This window comes from Arthrobacter sp. AOP29-A2-19 (assembly GCF_058138025.1).
The window spans coordinates 2,559,328-2,578,360 of record NZ_CM176894.1 but is presented as its reverse complement, the minus strand read 5'-3'; the positions used below and the strand labels follow the sequence as shown (position 1 = coordinate 2,578,360).

At 69.4% G+C, this 19,033-nt stretch carries 19 protein-coding genes and 1 tRNA gene; 11 read left to right on the top strand and 9 right to left on the bottom strand.

Features of this window, described 5'->3' with window-relative positions:
• The first annotated feature begins 25 nt into the window (after positions 1 to 25).
• Complete coding sequence (locus tag AC3ZJJ_RS11940) at positions 26 to 1,489, top strand: protein adenylyltransferase SelO (RefSeq protein WP_489892041.1); 1,464 nt, start codon at positions 26 to 28, stop codon at positions 1,487 to 1,489.
• 42 nt (positions 1,490 to 1,531) lie between these two features.
• Here the strand turns inward: AC3ZJJ_RS11940 and AC3ZJJ_RS11935 are convergent, their stop codons facing one another.
• Both AC3ZJJ_RS11935 and AC3ZJJ_RS11930 read right to left on the bottom strand, forming a co-directional pair.
• On the bottom strand, positions 1,532 to 2,548 hold the full coding sequence (locus AC3ZJJ_RS11935) for an alkene reductase (RefSeq protein WP_489895821.1): 1,017 nt from the start codon (positions 2,546 to 2,548) through the stop codon (positions 1,532 to 1,534).
• Positions 2,549 to 2,696: 148 nt separating this feature from the next.
• Positions 2,697 to 3,317, bottom strand: a complete 621-nt coding sequence (locus AC3ZJJ_RS11930; protein WP_489892040.1) for an L-threonylcarbamoyladenylate synthase — start codon at positions 3,315 to 3,317, stop codon at positions 2,697 to 2,699.
• A 174-nt stretch (positions 3,318 to 3,491) separates the two neighbouring features.
• Here AC3ZJJ_RS11930 and AC3ZJJ_RS11925 point away from each other — a divergent pair.
• A tRNA-Val gene (locus tag AC3ZJJ_RS11925) sits at positions 3,492 to 3,568 on the top strand.
• 67 nt (positions 3,569 to 3,635) lie between these two features.
• Here the strand turns inward: AC3ZJJ_RS11925 and AC3ZJJ_RS11920 are convergent.
• The gene (locus AC3ZJJ_RS11920; protein WP_489892039.1) at positions 3,636 to 4,679 is read right to left on the bottom strand and encodes an LLM class flavin-dependent oxidoreductase; all 1,044 of its coding nucleotides are present in this window, start codon (positions 4,677 to 4,679) and stop codon (positions 3,636 to 3,638) included.
• Between the two features lie 212 nt (positions 4,680 to 4,891).
• On the opposite strand from AC3ZJJ_RS11920, the gene AC3ZJJ_RS11915 reads away from it, so the two are divergent.
• Positions 4,892 to 6,694, top strand: coding sequence for a threonine/serine exporter family protein (locus tag AC3ZJJ_RS11915; protein WP_489892038.1), 1,803 nt, complete (start codon positions 4,892 to 4,894; stop codon positions 6,692 to 6,694).
• A 15-nt stretch (positions 6,695 to 6,709) separates the two neighbouring features.
• Here the strand turns inward: AC3ZJJ_RS11915 and AC3ZJJ_RS11910 are convergent, their stop codons facing one another.
• Positions 6,710 to 7,495: a uracil-DNA glycosylase gene (locus tag AC3ZJJ_RS11910; protein WP_489892037.1), complete on the bottom strand. Its 786-nt coding sequence runs from the start codon at positions 7,493 to 7,495 to the stop codon at positions 6,710 to 6,712.
• 114 nt (positions 7,496 to 7,609) lie between these two features.
• On the opposite strand from AC3ZJJ_RS11910, the gene AC3ZJJ_RS11905 reads away from it, so the two are divergent.
• The 3 genes from AC3ZJJ_RS11905 (at position 7,610) to groL (ending at position 10,576) form a co-directional block, all read left to right on the top strand.
• Positions 7,610 to 7,906, top strand: a complete 297-nt coding sequence (locus AC3ZJJ_RS11905) for a DUF3263 domain-containing protein (RefSeq protein ID WP_489892036.1) — start codon at positions 7,610 to 7,612, stop codon at positions 7,904 to 7,906.
• 95 nt (positions 7,907 to 8,001) lie between these two features.
• Entirely contained in the window at positions 8,002 to 8,658 is a 657-nt protein-coding gene (locus AC3ZJJ_RS11900) for a LytR C-terminal domain-containing protein (protein WP_489892035.1), read from the top strand.
• Between the two features lie 289 nt (positions 8,659 to 8,947).
• Positions 8,948 to 10,576, top strand: a complete 1,629-nt coding sequence (gene groL, locus AC3ZJJ_RS11895; protein WP_489892034.1) for a chaperonin GroEL — start codon at positions 8,948 to 8,950, stop codon at positions 10,574 to 10,576.
• A gap of 96 nt (positions 10,577 to 10,672) precedes the next feature.
• On the opposite strand, the gene AC3ZJJ_RS11890 is transcribed toward groL, so the two are convergent.
• From AC3ZJJ_RS11890 to AC3ZJJ_RS11870, 5 genes are read right to left on the bottom strand one after another with little or no spacing between them, the layout of a single operon-like run.
• Complete coding sequence (locus AC3ZJJ_RS11890) at positions 10,673 to 11,572, bottom strand: DUF4031 domain-containing protein (RefSeq protein ID WP_489892033.1); 900 nt, start codon at positions 11,570 to 11,572, stop codon at positions 10,673 to 10,675.
• Between the two features lie 29 nt (positions 11,573 to 11,601).
• Positions 11,602 to 11,994, bottom strand: a complete 393-nt coding sequence (locus AC3ZJJ_RS11885; protein WP_489892032.1) for a flagellar assembly protein FliW — start codon at positions 11,992 to 11,994, stop codon at positions 11,602 to 11,604.
• Positions 11,991 to 12,872, bottom strand: coding sequence for a flagellin N-terminal helical domain-containing protein (locus tag AC3ZJJ_RS11880; protein WP_489892031.1), 882 nt, complete (start codon positions 12,870 to 12,872; stop codon positions 11,991 to 11,993). The genes AC3ZJJ_RS11885 and AC3ZJJ_RS11880 overlap by 4 nt, the downstream gene beginning before the upstream one ends.
• A gap of 12 nt (positions 12,873 to 12,884) precedes the next feature.
• Positions 12,885 to 14,297, bottom strand: a complete 1,413-nt coding sequence (gene flgK / locus AC3ZJJ_RS11875; RefSeq protein ID WP_489892030.1) for a flagellar hook-associated protein FlgK — start codon at positions 14,295 to 14,297, stop codon at positions 12,885 to 12,887.
• A gap of 9 nt (positions 14,298 to 14,306) precedes the next feature.
• Complete coding sequence (locus tag AC3ZJJ_RS11870) at positions 14,307 to 14,789, bottom strand: flagellar protein FlgN (RefSeq protein WP_489892029.1); 483 nt, start codon at positions 14,787 to 14,789, stop codon at positions 14,307 to 14,309.
• A gap of 229 nt (positions 14,790 to 15,018) precedes the next feature.
• Between AC3ZJJ_RS11870 and AC3ZJJ_RS11865 the strand changes: the two genes are divergently transcribed.
• The 5 genes from AC3ZJJ_RS11865 (at position 15,019) to AC3ZJJ_RS11845 (ending at position 18,934) form a co-directional block, all read left to right on the top strand.
• The gene (locus tag AC3ZJJ_RS11865; protein ID WP_489892028.1) at positions 15,019 to 15,813 is read left to right on the top strand and encodes a sigma-70 family RNA polymerase sigma factor; all 795 of its coding nucleotides are present in this window, start codon (positions 15,019 to 15,021) and stop codon (positions 15,811 to 15,813) included.
• A gap of 116 nt (positions 15,814 to 15,929) precedes the next feature.
• A complete protein-coding gene (locus AC3ZJJ_RS11860; protein WP_489892027.1) occupies positions 15,930 to 16,751 on the top strand; it encodes a flagellin N-terminal helical domain-containing protein in 822 nt (273 codons plus the stop codon).
• 125 nt (positions 16,752 to 16,876) lie between these two features.
• Entirely contained in the window at positions 16,877 to 18,190 is a 1,314-nt protein-coding gene (gene fliD, locus AC3ZJJ_RS11855; protein ID WP_489892026.1) for a flagellar filament capping protein FliD, read from the top strand.
• A complete protein-coding gene (locus AC3ZJJ_RS11850) occupies positions 18,190 to 18,618 on the top strand; it encodes a flagellar export chaperone FliS (RefSeq protein ID WP_489892025.1) in 429 nt (142 codons plus the stop codon). Before fliD ends, AC3ZJJ_RS11850 begins: the two co-directional genes overlap by 1 nt.
• On the top strand, positions 18,608 to 18,934 hold the full coding sequence (locus AC3ZJJ_RS11845) for a hypothetical protein (RefSeq protein WP_489892024.1): 327 nt from the start codon (positions 18,608 to 18,610) through the stop codon (positions 18,932 to 18,934). Before AC3ZJJ_RS11850 ends, AC3ZJJ_RS11845 begins: the two co-directional genes overlap by 11 nt.
• Positions 18,935 to 19,033 lie beyond the last annotated feature (99 nt).

Genomic DNA, 19,033 nt, shown 5'->3' with positions numbered 1-19,033 from the left:
GGAGCGCCGCGGGTATTCTCGAACCATGAGGACCACACTGCGGCAACAGTTCACGCTGGACGGGCAGTTTGCCCGGGAGCTCCCGGAAATGGCGATCCCGTGGGAGGCGGCGGACGTTCCCGAACCGCAACTCCTGGTGCTGAACGAGCCGCTGGCGGCGGAGCTGGGTCTGGACCCCGAGGCGCTCCGGACGCCCTTGGGGATTGCCTTTCTGGTGGGCACGGCGGTGCCCGATGGCGCGACGCCCGTGGCCCAGGCCTATGCCGGGCACCAGTTCGGATCGTACTCGCCACGCCTCGGCGACGGCCGCGCGTTGCTGCTCGGCGAACTGACCACCCCGGACGGGCGGATCCGGGATGTCCATCTCAAGGGCTCCGGGGTCACCCCGTTCGCCCGAGCCGGCGACGGCCTGGCGGCGGTGGGGCCGATGCTCCGCGAGTTCATCGTCAGCGAGGCCATGCACGCGCTGGGGATCCCCACCACGCGGTCGCTGGCGGTCGTCGCCACCGGAGGCACCGTGTTGCGCGACGCCGCCCTGCCGGGTGCCGTGCTCACACGGGTCGCGGACAGCCACCTGCGCGTCGGCAGCTTCCAATACGCGGCGGCCAGCGGCAATCCGGACCTGGTGCGCCGCCTCGCCGACCTGGCCATCGCCCGCCACCACGGCTGGGCTGCGGGGGAGGAGAACCCGTATCTCGCGCTGTTCCGGTCGGTCGTCTCGGCCCAGGCCTCGCTGGTGGCGCAGTGGATGCTCGTCGGCTTTGTCCACGGGGTCATGAACACGGACAACATGACCATCTCCGGCGAGACCATCGATTATGGCCCCTGCGCCTTTATGGAGGCCTTCGACCCCGCGACGGTCTACAGCTCCATCGACGAGGGTGGGCGCTACGCGTACGGCAACCAGCCGCTGGTCGCGGAATGGAACCTTGCCCGGCTCGCCGAGGCGCTCCTGCCGCTCTTCGACAACGACCGGGACCGGGCGATTGAACTCGCCGTGGAGTCCCTCGACGCGTTCCGGCCGCAGTACGGCGCGGCCCACGCCGCCGGCATGCGCGCCAAGCTTGGGCTAGGCGCGGCGGCCAACGACGAGGCCGCCGCGGTGTTGGCGGCCGACCTCGAGAGCCTGATGCAGGGCGCGCGCGTGGACCACACCTCGTTTTTCCGGAGCCTGGGCGCGGCCGCCCGCGGCAACGGGGACGCGGCGCGCGCGTGGTTTGCCGAGCCGGCAGCCTTCGACGCCTGGCTGGAGCGATGGCGCTCCGTGGGACCGGACGCGGAGGCGATGGACCGCGCGAATCCGGTCTACATCCCCCGCAACCACCTGGTCGAGGAGGCGCTGGCCGCCGCCACCGCCGGGGACCTGCAGCCCTTGGCGCTGATCCTCGACGCCGTGACGGCGCCGTTCGAGGAACGGCCCGGTCTGGAGCGGTACGCGGCGGGCGCCCCGGAGGACTTTGGTCACTACCGGACCTTCTGCGGCACCTGACCGCCCCGCCCCGCATCGCGGGGCGCGGCGGTCGGCGGCCCGCTAGTTCTGCCAGAAGGGGTAGTCCGTGTACCCCTCCGCGCCCTCCGTGTAGAACGTCCCGGCGTCGGGTTCGTTCAGCGGAAGGCCATCGCGCCAGCGCAGCACAAGGTCCGGGTTGGCGAGTACGGGTCGTCCGACGGCGACGAGGTCCGCGGTCCCGTCGTTCGCGAGCGCCTCGGCCTCCTCGCGCGTGGTGATCGTCGCGAATCCGGTGTTCAGGATGACCGGGCCGGAGAAGCGGGTACGCAGGTGCTGCACGAACTCGCCGGAGGGATCCGGGTGGAGGATGCTCAGTCCGGACAGCCCCAGCGGGGCCAGCGCCTCAACGAGCGCCGTGTAGGTCGCGCGGAGGTCGTCCGAATCCGTCTCCAGGGCGCCCTGGATGTTGTGCTCGGGCGAGATGCGCAGGCTGGTGCGGCCGGCGCCGATCGCGGCGGACACCGCGGTGGCGACCTCGACGACCAGACGCACGCGGTTCTCCGGGCTGCCGCCGTAGGCGTCGGTTCGACGGTTGGCGGCAGGGCTCAGGAACTCGTGGAGCAGGTATCCGTTGGCGCCGTGGAGTTCCACGCCGTCGAAGCCGGCGTCGATGGCGTTGCGCGCGCCCCGCACGAATTCCTCGACGATGCCGGGCAGTTCCGAGGTCTCGAGTGCGCGCGGCACCGGGTAGGGGTGCTTGCCCGAGTAGGTGTGCGAGTGCCCGTCGATGGCGATGGCGCTGGGTGCGACCACGTCGCGTCCGCCGGTGGTTTCCGGATGCGTGACGCGGCCCGAGTGCATGACCTGCGCGATGATCCGACCGCCGGCGGTGTGCACGGCGTCCGTCACCTTGCGCCAGCCGGCAACGTGTTCCGGCGTCACGAGCCCGGGCTGCCGGACGAAGGCCTGGCCCGCGAACGAGGGGTAAACGCCTTCGCTGACGATCAGGCCCATGGAGGCGCGTTGCCTGTAGTACTCGACGACGATGTCCGTGGGGACGCCGTCGACGCCGGAACGCGAACGGGTGAGGGGGGCCATGACCAGCCGGTTGGGCAGGTCGAGGTCGCCGAAGGCCAGCGGGGTGAACAGCTGCACGTGAACTCCTGGGGTTGTGGGGTATCCACAGCCACAACCCGCGCCACCGCGTGGGGTATTCCCGAAGTGGCGCGTGCCACGGCGGGATCCCTTATTCGAAGCGGGACGGGTCTCCCATGCCGACGCGGACGATTTCCGCCTCGCCGCTGGAGAAGTCCACAACGGTGGTCGGCTCGGCTCCGCAGTCGCCGGAGTCCAGCACGGCGTCGACCACGTGGTCCAGTCGCTCCTTGATTTCCCAGCCCTGCGTCATGGGCTCTTCGTCGTCCGGGAGTAGCAGGGTGCTGGACAGCAGCGGTTCGCCCAGCTCGGCCAAGAGCGCCTGGACCACGGTGTGGTCCGGGATGCGCACCCCAACCGTCTTCTTCTTCGGGTGGAGGAGGCGACGGGGAACCTCGCGGGTGGCGGGGAGGATGAACGTGTAGCTGCCGGGCGTGACCGCCTTGATGCTGCGGAAGACCCGGTTGTTGATTTCCACGAACTGCCCCAGCTGCGCGAAGTCCTTGCAGACCAGCGTGAAGTGGTGCTTGTCGTCGAGCCGGCGGATGGCCCGGATCCGCTCCAGCGCGTCCTTGTTACCCATCTGGGCGCCGAGCGCGTAGCACGAGTCGGTGGGGTAGGCGATCAACCCGCCGGAGCGGACCAGCTCCACCGCCTGGGTGATGAGCCGGGACTGGGGGTTCTCGGGATGGATGTCAAGGAATCGCGCCATTTCCAGAGCATACGCCGCGGCGGGTCCGGGCTCGACCCCGGTGGCCCGCGCCGGACGGGTCCGGCGGCGCGTCAGGAGCCCTCCGGCGGGTTCCGCGGCCGGTCGCACAGGATTTGGCGGGCCCGCCGTGGCTCCGGTACCCTTGCTGGGTACGCCCACGTGGCGCACAAACTCGGTTCTTTAGCTCAGTTGGTTAGAGCGTTCGCTTCACACGCGAAAGGTCGCTGGTTCGAGTCCAGTAAGAACCACCAAACGCAGGAGGGCCCCCGCCGTGGCGGGGGCCCTCCTGCGTTTGTGCGGCGCCTGAGCCCGCCCTGGTTACGGCTGGTCGGCCAGCATGTCCAGGACCAGCGGCTTGACCTTCGTGCCGAGGAGCTCGATGCTCCGCACCATGTCCTCGTGGGGGAGCGAACCGTTGCTGTACTTGATGTCCAGGCGGGAGAGTCCGAGGCCCGTTGCCGCGCGCACGAACTTCTTGGCGACCGTCTCGGGAGAGCCGGCGAACAGGTTGCCCTCCGGTCCGGCGGAGGCGAGGAAGCGCATCTTCGACGCCGGCGGCCAGCCGCGCTCGGAGCCCAGCTTGTCCATGACCCGCTTGTAGTGCGGCCAGAGCGTGTCCAGCGCCTCCTCGTCCGTCCCGGCGACAAAGCCGTGGACGTGGGCGCCGATGGGCCTCGGCTCGTGGCCGAACTCCTCGAGGGAGCGCCGGTACAGGCGCGCGAGTCCCTCGAACGCCAAGGGGTCCCCGCCAATGATCGCCATGAACAGGGGCAGGCCGTGCCGCGCGGCGCGGACGACGGATTCGGGGCTGCCGCCCACGCCGACCCAGGCGCCCAGCCGTCCCGACTCGGTGTTCGGGTAGGCCCGCTGGCCCGACAGCCCGGCCCGGGTGGATCCGTGCCACGTGACCGGTTGCTCGTCCAGCAGCTTGGCGAACAGCGCCAGCTTCTCTTCGAACAGGACCTCGTAGTCCTTCAGGTCGTAGCCGAAGAGGGGGAAGGACTCGATGAAGGAGCCGCGTCCCAGGATGACCTCTGCGCGGCCATTGGAGAGCCCGTCCACGGTCGCGAAGCGCTGGAACACCCGGACGGGATCGTCGGAACTCAGGACCGTCACCGCCGATCCGAGCCGGATGCGCTCCGTCTGGCCGGCGATGGCGCCCAGGACCACTTCCGGCGCGGACACCGCGTAGTCGGGACGGTGGTGCTCGCCGACGCCGAAGAAGTCGAGCCCCGCCTGGTCCGCGGCCCGCGCCTCGGCCAAAATGTTCCGCAAGACCTGTGCGTAGTGCAATGGTTGGCCGTCGGTGCCATCCGTGACATCGCCGAAGGTTTCGACGCCGATTTCTAGCTGCTGACCCATGTGGTGGACTCCTCTGTTATATGCAATCGCATATAAGAACCGCGGCCGTCCTCCGGGTATTCCCGCCTCCGCGCACCCGCCTGCCGCCCGCCCCGGCCGGGCGGATTCGGCGCCGTGACCAAGCACTCGCCGGGCCCCCGCGATACGCCGCTTTGGGCCGGTTTTGCGGCTGTACAGTTGAAAGGACAGAGCACCGCAGAACAGGAGAGCACGTGTCCCCGAGCGACACCCAGGACACCCCTCAAGGCGCCGTCGGATCGCCGGATCCGCACCCCCGCGCCGGGATGATGCCGCGCGTCACGACGTCGGAGATGGAGCGCCCGGTCGCGCGCAGGCCGCGCACGGAAGCGGTGCTGCCGACCGGAAGCGCCGACCTGCCGGGATCGCCGGACGACCGCTCCAAGACCGAGCCCGACTGGGACGAGACCGACCTTCCGGAGGAGACCGCGCCGCCGTCGGCCCCCTATCCGGGCGCCCAGAAGCCGAAGCCGGCCCGGAAGCCGCCGAAGAACGGCGGGAAGAACCGCATCGCATGGGGAGTCCCGCCCCGGCCCGGCACCGGAACCACGCCCACCGTGCCCATCGACCCCGCCGTCGCCCGGCCCGTGCCGCGCGTCAACCCCGCGGCGAGGCGCATGCTCGCGCGGTTGATGGAGTCCGAGGCCCCGCCCACGCAGGCCTTCTCCATCGTCGACCGCCTCGTCGGAAGCCCCTATGCCAACCCGACGATCCAGGTCGGCGCCCAGGACGCGAGCGCCCGCAAGACGCTCGAGTTCGCGCTCGATCTCGCCGAGGCGATGTTCCGCTACGGCGCGGGTGCGCTCGAGGCCGAGACCAGCATCATTGCCGTCACCGCCTCGCTTGGGCTGCGCAACGTCGACGTGGACATCACCAACCAGTCGATCCACCTCAACTACGCGCCGGCCGACCAGCTGCCGATGAGCATCCTGCGCGTCGTGCGATCGTGGACCAGCAACTACGCCGGCCTGGCCCTGCTCCACCAGCTTGTGTCGGACATCGTGTCCGGCGGAGTGACCCGGCAGCAGGCCGTGGACCGCCTCCAGGACATCACCCACCGGCCCAAGCCGTTTCCGCGGTGGATGGTCACGGCGGCCGGAGGAGGGTTCTCGGCGGCGTTCGTGCTCTTTATTGGAGGCGAATGGATCGGCGCGCTGGTCGCCTTCGCGTCCTTCTGCCTGGTCAATCAGGTCATGAAGGTCGCGGGTCGCTGGCGTGTTCCGGAGTTCTTCGCGGTGGGCCTCGGTTCGCTGGTCATGACCAGCATCGCCATGATCCTGTGGGCGCTCGACGTCCCCATCTCGCCGGCCATCGTGGTGGCCGGCGGCATCATGCTGCTGCTGCCGTCCTCGAGATTCGTCTCCTCCGTGCAGGACGCCATCAACGGCTTCCCGGTCACGGCCGCGGGCCGCTTCTTCTCCGCCATGATCATCTACGGCGGTATCGTCGCGGGCATCATGGCCGGGCTGGTGTTTGGCGCGCTCGCCGGGATCCAGGAGCTGGACGTGGCCCAGATCAACCAGATCGCCTATCCCACGTGGCTCCTGGTCCTGCTGGTCGGCATCGCCGTGGTGTGCGCGGGCGTGTTCGAGCAGACCACCCACAATCTTGTGCTGCCCACCGCCGGCGTCTCCCTGGTGGGGTACCTGGCCCTCGTCGGCGCCGAAACCATCGGGGTGGGGGAGCGGCTGACACCCGCGATCGCCGCGGCAGTCGTGGGCGCCGCCGGTCGTTGGGTCGCCCTCAAGATGGGCGCGCCGCAGCTCGTGGTTGCCGTTCCCGCCATCGTGTTCCTGCTTCCCGGGTTGATGATCTTCCGCGCCATGTACGGGATCGCGATCGACAGCACCGACATGACGGCCGGCCTCGTCGAGATGTTCAACGCGTTCACGATCATCCTGGCCATCGCCGGGGGGGTCGTCCTCGGCGACACGATCGCCCGCCCGCTGACCAAGGGGTGGAACAGCCACGAACGACGGCGCATCCGCCGCCGCTAACGCGGCGCCCGTCCCCTACGACGCGGCTGGCAGGCTCCAGTCGATCGGTGCCGCGCCCTGGTCCGCGAGCAGCGCGTTGGCGCGGCTGAACGGGCGGGATCCGAAGAACCCCCGGCGCGCCGACAGTGGCGACGGGTGGGCGCTGCGGATCACGGCCGTTCCGTCAAGCAGCGGCGCCACCGCCCCGGCGTCCCGCCCCCAGAGGATGGACACCAGCGGCGTGCCGCGTGCCGCCAAGGCCGCGACGGCTGCGTCCGTCACCTCCTGCCACCCCAGCGAGCGGTGTGATCCCGCGGCCCCCGCCTCCACGCTGAGCACCCGGTTGAGGAGGAGCACGCCCTGGTCCGTCCACGCGGACAGGTCCCCGTGCGCGGGCGGGACCCCGCCGACGTCGTTCGCGAGTTCGCGGTAGATGTTCGCCAGGCTCCGGGGCAGGGGCCTGACGTGCGGTTCGACGGCGAAGGCGAGGCCCATGCCGTGGCCCGGCGTCGGATACGGGTCCTGACCGACGATCAGGACCCTGACCGAGGCCAATGGGCGGGTGAAGGCCCGCAGGATATTTTCCGCCTCGGGCAGCACCTCCTCGCCGAGGCCACGCCGCCGCCGGAGCTCGGCCTCGATACCCGCGAGGCGCCCGGCGACCGGCGCGAGGGCCTCCGCCCAGTCGGGCGCCATGGCCGCCGTCGCGGCAGGCTCGTCGTTGGCGTCGGGGCGCCCCACACGCCCGGCGCCGCGCCGCTGCGGCCCGCCCGGCAGCTCGAAAAGGGCGCCCTGCTGTTGCGTCTCCCGGGGTTGGTCCATCCGTCCATTCTGCCGCGCGCGCGGCCGGCAGCCGCGAATGACAAGGCTGTCATTCGCAACTACCATGGGAGGCGTGCCCCGCGCCAGCGCGGCAGTCGACCGGGAGGAGCGTTTGTGGCAGCGGAAGAGACCGCCTTGGAGTTCGCGGTTGACCCGGACAGCGCCCTGGACGAACGGTCGCAGCGCATCCTCGCGCTCGAGCGCCAATGGTGGAAATACGCCGGCGCGAAGGAACAGGCCATCCGTGAGTTGTTCGGCCTCTCGGCGGCCAACTACTACCAGCTCCTCAACGCGCTGATAGACACCGATGCCGCGTTGGCGCACGATCCAATGCTGGTCAAGAGATTGCGTAGACTACGTTCAACCCGGCACCGCGCCCGCAGCGCCCGCAGATTGGCCACCGAGGCCTAGCTGGCACGGCGGACGCGCCCGGGTGGTTCCCGGCCTTCCGCGGACGACCAAACGATCGGCGGCCGCCGACATTTCGATCTGAGCCAAGGACAACCATGAGCAAGTACTCGAACGACGAATTCGACAGGGTGCCGGAGTTCACCGACCGCAACGGTGTCCACCGCGCCGAGTCTGCCGGCGCCGCCTCCCGCTCAGGGCTCGGCCCGCTGATGGGCGTCGGCGCCCTCGCCCTGCTGGTGGGCCTGTTCTCGTTCCTGGTGCTTCCGCAGTTCACCGGCGCACCCGCCGCGGCGCCAGGCAACTCCACGGACGCCTCGTCCGTTACGTCCGGCGCACCGGAGTCCGCGGAGCCCTCGGAGACGGAGACGCCCGAGCCCGCCGAGTCAAAGGCCGCCGAATCCGAGGCGCCCGAGTCGGAGGAAGCGGAAGAGTCCACCGAGGCGAGTCCCACGGACGACCCCGCCGAGGCGGAGGGAGGGGTCGAACTGTCCACCCCCGTCGGTGTCTACAACGGCGCGGCCAGGGCAGGGCTGGCCGCGTCCGGCGCGGCGGGACTGCGCGGCGGAGGCTTCACCGCCGTCAGCACGTCCAACTGGACGAAGCAGGTCGAGTACTCCGTGGTCTACTACCGGGCGGATTCGTCCCGAGCGACCGCCGAGGAGGCAGCGCGCGTGCTCGGCATCGCCACCGTCTTCCAGACGCCGAACATCCCGGTGGAGATTTCGGTCGTCCTCGGCCGCAACTACGGCTGATTCGGGGGCGCGTCTCCGCCATTGATGAACCGAATCGGGCGCCGCGCTTGCACTCTCGATGGGAGAGTGCCAATAATTGGTTTAGCACTCGGGTCCCGCGACTGCTAAGTGTCCGTCGGCCAACGCCGATCGGCCGCCGTTCGTCGCGGAACCTTGGGTGAACCCCGGGCCAGTTGCAGCGAGGAAGTCTGGCAGGCGTACCGAAACCGCCTACCGGCTACCGTCCGTCGCGGGCGTTGCCTCCGGCCCATGAAAACGCATGACCGTCCCGAAAGGACCACTAGCCGCCATGGCCAAGATGATTGCATTTGACGAGGAAGCACGCCGCGGCCTCGAACGGGGCCTCAACACCCTGGCCGACGCCGTCAAGGTGACCCTCGGCCCGCGTGGCCGCAACGTCGTTCTGGAGAAGAAGTGGGGCGCACCCACGATCACCAACGACGGCGTGTCCATCGCCAAGGAAATCGAGCTCGAGGACCCGTACGAGAAGATCGGTGCCGAGCTCGTCAAGGAAGTTGCCAAGAAGACGGACGACGTCGCGGGCGACGGCACCACCACCGCCACCGTTCTGGCTCAGGCCCTGGTCAAGGAAGGCCTGCGCAACGTTGCCGCCGGCGCCGACCCGCTGAGCCTCAAGCGCGGCATCGAGAAGGCTGTCGAGGCCGTCACCGCCGAGTTGCTCTCCTCCGCCAAGGAGATCGAGACCAAGGAAGAGATCGCCGCCACCGCGTCCATCTCCGCCGGGGACAACCAGATCGGCGAGCTCATCGCCGAGGCCCTGGACAAGGTCGGCAAGGAAGGCGTCATCACGGTCGAGGAGTCCAACACCTTCGGGCTGGACCTCGAACTGACCGAGGGCATGCGCTTCGACAAGGGCTACATCTCGGCCTACTTCGTCACCGACGCCGAGCGTCAGGAAACGGTCCTCGAGGATCCGTACATCCTGATCGTCAACTCCAAGATCTCCAACGTCAAGGACCTCGTCGCGGTCCTGGAGAAGGTCATGCAGTCCGGCAAGCCGCTGCTGATCATCGCCGAGGACATCGAGGGCGAGGCTCTGGCCACCCTGGTCGTCAACAAGATCCGCGGCCTGTTCAAGTCCGTCGCCGTCAAGGCGCCGGGCTTCGGCGACCGCCGCAAGGCCATGCTGGCCGACATCGCCATCCTCACGGGCGGACAGGTCATCTCCGAGGAGGTCGGCCTCAAGCTGGAGACCGCCACGCTCGACCTGCTGGGCCAGGCCCGCAAGGTCGTCGTCACCAAGGACGAGACCACCATCGTCGAAGGTGCAGGGGACGCAGAGGAGATCGCCGGCCGCGTCAACCAGATCCGCGCCGAGATCGAGAACTCCGACTCCGACTACGACCGCGAGAAGCTGCAGGAGCGCCTCGCCAAGCTGGCCGGCGGCGTTGCCGTCATCAAGGCCGGCGCGGCCACCGAGGTTGAGCTCAAGGAGCGCAAGCACCGCATCGAAGACGCCGTTCGCAACGCGAAGGCCGCCGTCGAAGAGGGCATCGTCGCCGGTGGCGGCGTCGCCCTCATCCAGGCTGGCGAGCGCGCGTTCGCGAAGCTCGTCCTCGAGGGTGACGAAGCGACTGGCGCCAACATCGTCAAGGTCGCCATCGAGGCCCCGCTGAAGCAGATCGCCTTCAACGCCGGCCTCGAGCCGGGCGTCGTCGCCGACAAGGTCAAGGGCCTGCCCGCGGGCCACGGCCTGAACGCCGCAACCGGCGTCTACGAGGACCTGCTCGCCGCCGGCGTGAACGACCCGGTGAAGGTCACGCGTTCCGCACTGCAGAACGCCGCGTCCATCGCCGGCCTGTTCCTCACCACGGAGGCCGTTGTCGCCGACAAGCCGGAAAAGGCCGCTCCGGCCATGCCCGGTGGCGACGACATGGGCGGCATGGGCGGCTTCTAGCCTCCCGCCGCTGCGGCGGCACCACCCGAGCACCTTCGGTCGCTGACCGGACAACGATGGCCGCGGTTCCCCTCGGGGGCCGCGGCCATCGGCGTTCTACCGCGAAGCCTCCAGGGCGGCGAGTTCCCGGCCGAGGTTCGTGCGGGCGGCCGCGGCCCAGAGCCGCCGGGCCGTCGCCGTCCCGTAGAGCGGATCCAGCGCCAGGAGGGAGCGCAGTACGCCCGCGCGGCCCGCGGCGAAGGCGGCGGCCGGGACGTGCGCGTAGTCGAGGCGCACGGCGGCCACATAGCGCCCGTAGTCGGCCGGCGGGCGGGCGAGCACCTCGAGGTCCGCATCGCAGAGCAGCAGGCCGGGCGCATCGTCCGGATCGGGGCGGTGCCCGGCGGTGAGACGGACCAGGCGCGCCGTCTCCCGCACCTCCTCCGAGTCCAGCGCGGCATCGCCCAGCAGGCGCTCGGCGAGCTGGGCGGACTGCTCCTCGTCCTCGCCGGGTCTGCCCGCATAGACGGCGTCGTGGAACCAGGCGGCCAGCCAGGGTGCGCGCGGGTGACGGCCGGCGGGCTCGCCCTCGCCGGACAGGAGGTCCAGCGCGCGCACTACCGCCAGGAGGTGGGTCCGGTCGTGGTAGTGCCGGTGGTCCTCCGACCACCGCCGCACCAGTTCGCGACCCACGGCGGGGCAGCCGGGAACCAGCCTGTCCCACGAGGCGATCAGGATTCCGTTCAGCTTCTCCGGCCGTTGCCGCGCGGGGACGCGCAGGCCGCTCCCCAGCAGGCGGCGGACCAGTTCGGTCGCGGCGACGGGGACCGCGCCCTGGGCCACCAGGTCGGCGTAGCGGCGGCGCGGAACGTCGTAGTGGTCCCTGTCGAACGCGCGTTCCGGAAGCCCGGCCCGATCCGCGAAGCCGTGAAGCTCCTCCAGCGAATGGTCGGAAACCAGGTGGGAGAACTCGGTACCGTGCGCCGGCCACGCCGGCGGATCAATGAGGATGGCCACGCGGCCAGCCTACTCCGGGACGGCGGGCGCTAGGCGGGCGCCAGAAGCGGAGCCCGGAGCGGCCAATCCTGCCCGTCGAGGATGACCTGGGCGCAGGCGCCTGTGGCGTCGTTGACCAGCAGCGGGGCCAACAGGTTGACGGTCGGCCGGCCGCCCGAGGTGTTGACGATGGTGAGGATCGACAGGCCGCCGGCCGCGGGGGTTCCGATCCGGCCAAGCTGCTCGTCCGAGAACCGCGGCCGGTAGTCGGGAAGATGCGTCGCGGAATCGAGCAGGTACAGGCGGACCTCCTCGTCTTCCGTGGACTCGAGCGAGAAGAGGCCGACGGCGTGCTCCACCGGGACCAGGGAGAACGTCGTGAGGCTTTCCATGCCCGGCAGCGGGGCGGCGACCGTCAATTCGGTCCCTGTGGCGGCGCTCACCGCAGGAAGTCCATCAGCGAGGGCTGGAGGACGCGGGCCGATGCGGAGAGGGCGGCCTGATAGGCGACCTCCTGCACCTTGAGCTCCAGTGCCACCGTGCCCAGGTCGGCGTCCTCGATGCTCCCGCGCTGTCCCTCCAACGCCACCTTCTCGTCGAGCAGACCTTCCTCTACCGCGAGGACCGAGGCATGCCTCGCGCCGGAGGCGGCCTGGACGGAGAGCACGGACTGCAGGTGGCGGTCCACGTCGGCGAGGCGCGCCGAGACGTTGACGCCGGCGCGGAGATCCGCGGCGATCTGGTCGACCAGGGCGAAGACGCTGTCCCCGCCCGAGCCGAAGGCCGCCTGGCCGTCGGCGTCGACGCGGACCGTCGTCGACTCGCCCGTGCGCCGTTCCACCGTTCCGAGGCCGGCGCCCATGGCGTAACCGGGCCCGACGGCCGCGCCGATGTCCGTGGTGCCCGCGAAGACGTTGCGGCCCATGTGGCGGGTGTTCGCCGCGGACAGCAGCGAGTCCTTCAGCGTGTCCAATTCGATCGCGATGGCCTCCCGGTTGCTGGTGGAGAGGGCGCCGTCGTTGGCGCCGCGCACCGTCAGGTCGCGGATCTGGTGCAGAACCGACGTGGCGTCCGTCAGGGCGCCGTCGACCGCGGACAGCCATCCCTTGGCGTCCTGCACGTTCCGCGTGTATTGCTCGTTGGCGCTTTGTTGGGCGCGGACGGTCATGGCGTTCGCCGCGCCGGCGGGATCGTCGCTGGGGCGAGAGATCTCCTTCAGCGAGGAAGCCTTCTCCTGGATGGTGGCCAGCCGCTGCATGGCGGCCTGCAGGTTCCGCTGCGCCGCGACGCTGGCTCCCGCGTTGGTGACCCGGTTGATCATGTTGTCCTCCGTCTAGCGTCCGACGACGCCGGTGCGGTTGATGAGCGTATCCAGCATTTCATCGATGGCGGTCATCACGCGGGCCGCCCCCTGGTATGCGTGCTGATGGGCGAGCAGTGCGACGTTTTCCTCATCGAGGGAAACGCCGGCGCCTGACTGCTGTTGGGCGGCAGCGCTGGTTGCGGCCACGGCGGCCACGACCGACTGCTGCGCCTCGGACTGTGCGGACAGTCCCACACCGAGCACGATCGAAGACCACAGGGCGTCCGGCCCGCCCGCCGCGCCGGACAGGCCGGACACGCGGTCGGCATTGGATCCGTCCAGGGTGGCGCCGCCCGGGGAGCGGGTCGCCAGGTCGCGTGCCCCGGTGGCCAACACCGCCAGCGACGCGGCGGGATTTGCCGCGTCGTAGGAGAAGAAGTCCAGCCCCGTTCGTCCGTCCGCCGTCGTTCCCCCTGCGTGGACCGCGTTGACCTGGTCGGACAGCGATCGGGCGACGCCGTCGAGCGCCGCCGCCGTCTCGGCGTAGGCGCCACCCGTTCCCGCCCCGTCGGACGGGGCAAGCAGCGAAAGGGAACCGGCGAGGCGTCCACCGTCCGCACCTAGGGCGCGGCCGGGCCGGTGCGCCCACTCCACGGTGGGCGCGGCCGCGCCCATGGCTATGCCTCCGGCCACCACAACGGCGCGCGCAGTGGTGCCGGAGACCAGGGCGTTGCCGCCGACGAGCACGTCAATCGTGCCGTCGCCGGCCTCACGGACCGTCCCGCCGGCGAGTTCCGCGATGCGGGTGGTCAGGGCGGAGCGGCGGTCCAGCAGTTCGTTGGCGTTGCCGCCGGCTGCGGTGACGGACCGGATGGATCCGTTCAACGCGGCGACCTGGCCGGCCGCCGTGTTGAGCTCTGACACCGTGGAGTCCAGCGAGGACCGTTCCTGGTTCCATTGCCCCTCGAGCTCCGCGCGGGAGGATGAGAGGCGCGTGGCCACGTTCCGGGCGCTTTCCAGCACGGTCGCGGCGGGTGCCGCGCCCCCGGGTTGGTTGGCCGCGCCCTGCCACCCGGCCCAAAACTTGTTCAGCAGTGCCGAGAGGCCCTGTTCCCCGGGTTCCCTCAGCATGCCCTCGATATTGGAGAGCCCCGCCGCGCGTGTGTCCGCGAGGCCAGCCGCGGCACCCGTCCCGCGGACGCGGGCGTCGAGCTGACCGTCGGCGAGCCTGGCGATGCCGACGATCGCCGCGCCCTGGCCCACCCGGGGTCCGCCGCTGAGAAGTCCCATGGTGGCGGTTGGGCCGATGGCGGCGATGTCCGCGCGCTGCCGGGTGTAGCCCGGCGTGTTGACGTTGGCGATGTTGTTGCCGGCGGTCTCCAGGGCCGCGCGGGCAGCGTTGAGACCACTCATTGCGGCGTTCAGTCCGCCGAAGGTGCTCACGGGGTCTCCCTAGAGGTTGGTGTCGATGATGCGCGCGTCGGTGGGGCCAGGACCGTTTCCGGCCGGGCCGTAGGTCGATTTGCCGTCGGCCACCGTCGCCAGGGACTCCTGGGTGGAGCGGTAGGCGGCGCGCAGGTACTGGTCGTTGGCGTCGCGGAGGCGTCCGATTTCCGCGGTGATGCCGTGCAGCGCCGTGAGGTGCGATTCGAGGATCGCCTTCCAGGGACCCGCCGGGGCGGCCGCGGCGATCTCCGAGAGCGGGGCGTCCTCGCGCACGCCCCATTCCTTGGCGACTCCCGAAGCCTCGACAGAGCGTTCCAGTCCCACCTTCCGGACGTTGTCCAGGACGGTCTCCACTTCCTTGGTTGCGTTGGCGATCCACCGGGATTTCCCGGCCACCAGCAGCAGCTGTTCCTCTTCCAGCTTGAACTGAAGCAGCTCAAGCAGCTCCCGCTCCTTCCAGAGCAAGACGCTAAGTTCGTTGGTCCCCATCACCGTTTCCCCTCATAAGATGCCGGGTCACCCCCAAAGTTTCCCTGACACTGTGAGCCTATCGGCGGCCGATGCACAAATGTAAGCAGAACCACTAAACAAAGCACGTGCTTCACAGCTACTATTTTCGGTGGGGGGGATTTCGCTCTGCCCTCAGTGTCCGGTACAGCCGGTTGCTTAGACTCACTATGAGAGGGCGAGCTCGTTGGAAAAATCCGCGCGCAACCAGATGGTTGTCGAAAATCTACCGCTGGTAGGTTATCTCGCGTCGGAGATGTGCGCCAAGGCGACACACCTCTCACGCGAGGATTTGGCGTCCGTTGGCGCGATTGCACTCCTCACCGCGGCCGACTCCTTCAATCCGAGTCTTGGCGTCCCGTTCGGTGCCTACGCCCGCCGCCGGATCCTCGGCGCGTTCGCCGACGACATGCGATCCGCGGACTGGGCCACCCGCGGCGCACGCAAGCGGATCAAGGAGACGCGGGCCGTTCAGGACACGCTCACGTCCGTGCTCGGGCGGAAGCCGACGATCGCGGAGCTGTCGGAGGCGCTCGGCGTGGACGCGGAGACCGCCCACGCGGCACTGGCCGACGCCGCCCGAACGGTCGTTGGCATCGACGACGTGATGGCCGAGTACCTGGTCTCCGAGTCCGAGACGCCGGAACAGCAGCTTCTCGCGGCCGAACGGTCCGGCATGCTTGCCACCGCGGTGGACGTGCTCCCGGATAAGATGCGGCACATTGTGCGCCGCATCTATTTCGGAGGCGCCAGCGTCAAGGAAGTGGCGGCGGAGCTGGGCATTACCCATTCGGCCGTGTCCCAGCAGCGGTCCGAAGCCATGCGGCTGTTGCGCGATGGGCTGGCGACGCACTATCCGGACACCGACCGCACGGCCGCGCCGGAACCCACCTCGCGCATCGCGGCCCAGCGCCGGAACCAGTACATCACCACCTTTGGCGAGCATGCGGCTGGCGGCCTCGCCCGCGCGGCACACGCCGTGCAGCACCTGAAGCCCGCCATCTAGCCGCTCGGAAGAAAGTTCCGGGGGCCGCTAACCGCCCCCATGGCTCCGGCCGATAGGTGATCTCGAGGTCCACGGATGGACCCAGCAAGATCACCCACTTCACGGAGGAAATCACCATGGGTATGGCAGTCAACACCAACCTCGCTTCGATCAACGCGCAGCGAAACCTTTCCAACACGCAGAACGACCTGTCCAAGTCGCTGGAGAAGCTGTCCAGCGGCCTGCGCATCAACCGCGCAGCGGACGACGCGGCCGGCCTCTCCATCTCCGAGGGTCTGCGTTCGCAGTCCAACGGTTATGCGGTGGCCGCGCGTAACGCCCAGGACGGCATCTCGGTCATCCAGACCGCTGAAGGCGCCCTGACGGAAGTCCACTCGATTCTGCAGCGAGTGCGAGATCTGGCTGTACAGTCCGGTAACGACTCGAACAACCCCGAGGCTCGCACGGCCATCAAGACGGAAGTTACGGCACTGAGCGCGGAACTTACGCGTATTGGTGCCTCGACAAACTTCGGTGGTACTGAACTGCTTGCTGGCGGAAGCCTCACCTTCCAGGTGGGTGCCGGTAGCACTCAGGCGAACGACCAGATCGACGTAACCCTGGCGGACGTTTCGGGTCTCGGTGCCACCATCGGCGCGCTGAACTTTGACTCTGCCGCAAGTGCGTTGACGACCATCGCTGCAATCGACACGGAAATCACAAACGTCTCATCTGCGCGGTCCACCCTTGGTGCTACGCAGAACCGCCTCGAGTCTTCGATCAACAGCCTAAACGTGGGCCGTGAGAACCTGACAGCCGCGGAGTCCCGCATCCGCGACGTCGACATGGCCGCCGAAATGGTCAACTTCACCCGCGCCAACATCATGTCCCAGGCCGGCACCGCCATGCTCGCGCAGGCGAACCAGTCCAACCAGGGTGTGCTGCAGCTCCTCGGCTAGCCCGCGGTAGCAGCAAGGCGCTAGGCGCCAAAGTCATCCCGTGGCGGTCGACGCCGGCTTCGGCCGGATAACCACCGCCACGGGATGTCCGCGGCAACCACTGAACACCTCGAAGGGAACGCGGCATGGGGATTTCGCTCGACGGCCTGGCCAGCGGCCTGGACACCACCGCGCTCATCAACTCCCTGATCCAGGTTGAGTCCGTCCCGCAGACCCTCCTGAAGAACAAGGTGTCCGCGGCGCAGACCATGGTCTCGGCACTGCAGGCGCTCAATACGCGTGTGGCGAGCCTCGCCGAACTGGCCGGCAGGGCCGCCAAGCCGGAGGCGCTCCAGGTCTTCTCCGCCGCAAGCAGTTCGGACTCGCTGACCGCGACGGCGCGTGCCGGTGCCGCTGCGGGCGCCGTGGACGTGGTGGTCGGCAAGACGGCGCAAAACCAGGTGACGGTGTCCGGTGCGATGGCACAGTGGACCGAGGCCAGCTTCACAATCACCGCCGCAGACGGGTCGCAGACCGAGATTGCGGCGGCCTCCACGTCCATCGACGACGTCGTTTCGGCGGTCAATAAGTCGGACGCCGGCGTCAAGGCCGTGAAGGTCGCGGCGGGGGAGGGCCTGTTCCGGGTGCAGTTCAGCTCTACGGAGACCGGAGCCCAAGCCGCCTTCGCCATCGATGGCAGCGCGGCGCCAATGACCCAGGTCAAGGAGGCACAGGACGCGGAGGTGACCCTCTGGGCCGGCACGGGGGCGGCCCAGGTGGTCAAGTCTTCGACCAACACCTTCACCGATCTGCTGCCCGGGCTTGACGTCACCGTAGCCAAGGTCGGCACGGAGCCCGTCACGGTTAACGTCGCCCGGGACGACAAGGCGGCCGGGGACGTGGCCAAGGGCCTCGTAGATTCGCTGCGGGGCCTGTTCACGTTCATCGGCACCAACTCCGCGGTGACCTCGGGCACGGGCGGCGACACCAAGGCCATGATCTTCACCGGCGACAGCACGGCCCGCGACGTGAACCGGCGGATCATGTCGGCCGCGACCATGCCCGTCGACGGCCGGTCGCCGTCGGAGATCGGCATCATCGTCACCCGCGACGGAACCATCGAGTACGACGACGAGAAGTTCCAGGCGGCGCTGAAGGCGGATCCGGCCCGCGTCGAGGCCACGTTGCGGGAGATCGCCTCCCGCGTCGAGTTCGCCGCCAAGGACCTCTCAGACAAGTACGACGGCCAGATCACGTCCCGGATCTCCGGCCAAGAGTCCCTGGTGGACCGCATGGGCGACCAGATCATCGAATGGGACCGCAGGCTCGAGTCCCGGCGCACCACCCTCGAACGCACCTACTCCGCCTTGGAAGTGCAGCTCAGCGCCCTGAACTCACAAGGGGACTGGCTGTCCTCCCAGGTCTCATCGCTACCCACGACGGGAAACAAGAAGTCATGATGAACGCAGCGCACCGACGCGCCCAGCTCAACCGTGAGGCGATTCTGTCGGCAAGCCCGGCACGCTTGCTGACCATGCTCTATGACCGGCTGATCCTCGACCTCCACCGGGCCGAGGCAGCGCAGTTGGCCGAGCAGTGGCCCGTCGCCTCCGAGAACCTGCTCCACGCCCAGGACATCGTCGCCGAACTCTCCGGATCGCTCCGCCCAGACGTGTGGTCGGGCGCGGAGGGACTGCAGGCCCTTTACACCTACGTTGCCACGGCGCTGGCGTCGGCCAACGTGAACCGCGACGCCGCGAGGACACGCGAGGCGATCGTTCTCGTCGAGCCGTTGCGCACGGCGTGGCACGAGGCGGCCGGGGCCGCCGCCCAACCGGCGGCCGCCGCGGAACCGGCGCGGGCATCGGGAGTCCTCGGTGTCGGCTGAGGCGGTCGTGGGCGGCTGGTGCTCGGTGTTGGCCGATCTGGAGGACCAGGTTCGCCGCATACGGCGGGACCTTGCATCCCCCGGAAGCGCCCAGCAGCCGCCGCCCGACCCCGCACCATGGGAACCACCCGTGGGCCTGGGCCCCTTGCCGGCAGAGCTTGAGCCCCGGGCGAACACACTGATGCAGGGCATCGCCGAGGTGAGGGACCTGACCCAACGCAGGCAGCGCGACGTCGGCAGGCAGATCGCCGCGGTGCGTTCCGTTCCCCGCCCCCACGCCGCAACGGCGTCCGTATACGTCGACGTCACGGGCTGAATCGGCTCCGGCAACATCAGCTGGAAGAAACTCCTAACGTGTCGTCCGGGCCTGCCGATGGTTGCCAGTGAGCACGGATTGCTCACTCCTTGGCCCACG